Below are 2203 nucleotides of genomic sequence, written 5' to 3'. Positions count from 1 at the left end.
TATTTACACAAAAAGAGTTCCGAGAAAATTAGCAATTTTGTATTGCAAATCAAATAACTAATAATCTGGAACTCATCAGCAAAGATGAAATAGAAAATATAAAAGCTGCAAATAAAATATGTTTATCAATAATTACACCCTAATTGACAATTTGCGGATGGCTGAATTACTTGATATAACAAATTGTCATTAATTATAAAGTTTTTAAACCTTTCTACAACTTTTTTCAACTCATCTGTTTCTATATTTGTAACAAATTCATATTCAATAAGCTTGTTCATTATAGAATCATCGACTTCATTAAAGTTTCCGTTTTGAATAAGTGAAACAACATTTTTATCTAAAGCTAAAATTTTATTAGACAGGGTCGAGTAAACTATGTGGTACTTTAATGAAATAGTATTTTTTGTAAAAACTAAATATCTAGAAAGTTTATATTTATTCATCAAATTTTATTTTGCAATTTCAATAGTGTTATTTGTCTCTTGATACAATTTTTTATTTATTCTTTCTTGGCTTTTAATCATGTCACCAATCGTAACATCAGACCCTGGCATTTTTTGGCTTAATAACTGAGGAGTTAACATTTGTCTAACACTACCAAAAGTATCCTTTTTATAATTTTCAAAAATAGTATTGAATTTTTTTTTGGGCATTTCATGTATAGTTAAATCTGATCTCTGAGTAATTTTTTCAGCGTAAGAGATTTCACTAAAATTATCAATCCTTTTATTTCCCTTGATCTCCCACAAAAAATTACCCTCACTGTCCTCAATTTTTACTATTAAACCAGGAAGGCCATAAAATTTATATGGGCCGTCAGAGAAAGGCAAATCAGTACAAAACCACGCAGTCCACTTTCTACCTCCAAATTCAGTACTCGCCTTCTGTGTGTTATATTCCCCAATTTTTTCCTTATCACTTGAAATTTTCCAATTAAAGTTAATATTGTCCGAATAAGCAATATTGGTATACTTAAAACCGACACCCATAATATTTTCTACATGTTGGATCTTCATAGAAGGGTAACTTTTATATATTTTATATGAAATTTTATTCATTCGCACCGACCTTGTTAAATCTACAAAAACCCCTGATTTTTTCATCTTTTCAAAACTTGACTCTATAATTGAGTCTTGAGAGGTTAATGTATAATCTCTAAAAACAGATTTTTCCTTAGTTATATCTAAAATAGTCATAACTTTCTCGATGCGTGAAGAGTCTTTTTGGGGTTTATAACTAAATTCATAAAAAAATCTATTAGAAGAAATTTGGGCTTGAATTGCTGAAAAAGCTACAACCAGAAGAAATATAAGTGTTTTTTTCATAATAATTAAAAAATATATATCAATAAACTACCCCTAGGCAAGTTTCGAAGTATTCTCTTCGAATAAATCAATTAGGTAATATCCAAAGATATAATTTAAAATTAAAAAAACAACACTTTATTTAAAAATACAAATTTATCTTATTTTTTAATACTTAAATTTACAATATATCAAACCAAAATTATATTTTTTTTATAAATTAAGCATTTATGTATAAGATGTCGCAAATTTAATGAAACCTTATTTAGTTTGCTATATTGATAAATTTATCAGATATATTTTTCGGATTATTTGGAGTGTATGCAAATGCAAAAAACAAAAATATACAATGTTATTATTACATCCCAAGGGCAGAAGTTGTCTTCCCTCTATACATATAAATGTTATTTAGAAAATCCGGAAATTGCTCTAGCATCATCGCTACATTTTGTTTGCCTATAGCTCCATTCCCTCTAATCTGGTGTTTCTAGAACTACTTATGTGGGATGGGAAAATGAAAATTCTGATGTTAAATCTGAATATATCCCAAAATTAACCGAAATTTTTAATGTCGATATTAAAGAACTTTTTTCTCATTCTAAAGGTATTCAGATTATTAATAACGTTGATAATAAGGATAACGCCACTAGCCATATTATTATCAATGTTACCTATAAAGATACTGCTGAAGCTTTTACTAAGCAGATGCTTGAATTCATTAAATTTATGAAAAAATAAAACGGTAGTAAATTTTATTAATTTTTTACTCGCCGGTGGGAGTGTCACCCGAACTGTGTCAGGTTCTAAATTAATGCTCCTCAAAAGCTGTTTTTTTCCTTGAGAATTCTCTCTCCAAATTTAACATAAAGTTGTGATAATGCGATACCCCAGTTATG

At 27.9% G+C, this 2203-nt stretch carries 3 protein-coding genes; 1 reads left to right on the top strand and 2 read right to left on the bottom strand.

The window, feature by feature from the left end:
• Positions 1 to 125: 125 nt before the first annotated feature.
• Both GNY06_RS05285 and GNY06_RS05280 read right to left on the bottom strand, forming a co-directional pair.
• Entirely contained in the window at positions 126 to 446 is a 321-nt protein-coding gene (locus GNY06_RS05285; protein ID WP_166519112.1) for a hypothetical protein, read from the bottom strand.
• Between the two features lie 6 nt (positions 447 to 452).
• The gene (locus GNY06_RS05280; RefSeq protein WP_166519111.1) at positions 453 to 1328 is read right to left on the bottom strand and encodes a GLPGLI family protein; all 876 of its coding nucleotides are present in this window, start codon (positions 1326 to 1328) and stop codon (positions 453 to 455) included.
• A 480-nt stretch (positions 1329 to 1808) separates the two neighbouring features.
• On the opposite strand from GNY06_RS05280, the gene GNY06_RS05275 reads away from it, so the two are divergent.
• On the top strand, positions 1809 to 2045 hold the full coding sequence (locus tag GNY06_RS05275) for a hypothetical protein (RefSeq protein WP_166519110.1): 237 nt from the start codon (positions 1809 to 1811) through the stop codon (positions 2043 to 2045).
• The last annotated feature ends 158 nt before the right edge of the window (positions 2046 to 2203 follow it).

The organism is Elizabethkingia argenteiflava (assembly GCF_009904105.1).
Lineage (GTDB): Bacteria > Bacteroidota > Bacteroidia > Flavobacteriales > Weeksellaceae > Elizabethkingia > Elizabethkingia argenteiflava.
Note: the sequence above shows the minus strand (reverse complement) of the source record. Positions and strands in the feature narration are given on the sequence as shown.

Bases quoted from the DNA above. Each gene is read 5' to 3' on its own strand.
- GNY06_RS05285 (WP_166519112.1), bottom strand. From the start codon at position 446: ATGAATAAATATAAACTTTCTAGATATTTAGTTTTTACAAAAAATACT.
- GNY06_RS05280 (WP_166519111.1), bottom strand. From the start codon at position 1,328: ATGAAAAAAACACTTATATTTCTTCTGGTTGTAGCTTTTTCAGCAATT.